Consider the following 640-nt stretch of genomic DNA (forward strand, 5'->3'; position numbering starts at 1 on the left):
GCGACGCTGGAAATGGGCGCGGGCAACGTGACCACCGTGGGGGCCGGTGTACAAAACATCGGCAACCTGACGATCAACGGCGGCACGCTGGCGTTCTCGAACCTGCCGACAGGTACGGTCGCGACCCATGCCCTGACCCTGACGTCGGGTAGCGTCGAGCTCGATCCGCAGACTGCCAGCAGCTCTGGTAATCTGTTGGCGCAGGACGAAGGCACGACGCGGCAACTGATCTCGGCCACCTCGGTGAACGGCTCGGCAGGCAACCTGGTGCTGAAGGATCAGGCGGGCAATCGCCTGACCTCGGGTACGGCGAACATCCTGCAGGGCGGGCAGACGGTGGCCATCGGTACGTACGCGTACGACCTGGCGACGAGCGCTGCCGGCAGCGCCGCCGTGGACGGCTTGTACGCCAGCTATCGGCTGACCCAGCTCGCGCTGCAGGCCGGGCAGACCACGACCTTGTCGGGCGATGGAGCGCCGGCGGGGGCCGATGAACTGCACGCCAGGCTGACCGGCAGCGGTAGCCTGGCGATCGACGCCAGCAACACCATCACCCTGAGCAACGCCAGCAGCGACTACAGCGGCGAAACGAGTGTGAACTCGGGCACGCTGCGTGCGGGTGCCGACAACGCCCTGGGCC

The 640-nt window shown here is 67.7% G+C and carries 1 pseudogene; it reads left to right on the forward strand.

The features are described from left to right. A pseudogene (locus NPS47_RS25300) lies at positions 1-640 on the forward strand (hypothetical protein); the annotation flags it as partial.

The sequence above is a fragment of the Pseudomonas putida genome (genome assembly GCF_028682475.1).
GTDB lineage: Bacteria > Pseudomonadota > Gammaproteobacteria > Pseudomonadales > Pseudomonadaceae > Aquipseudomonas > Aquipseudomonas putida_AG.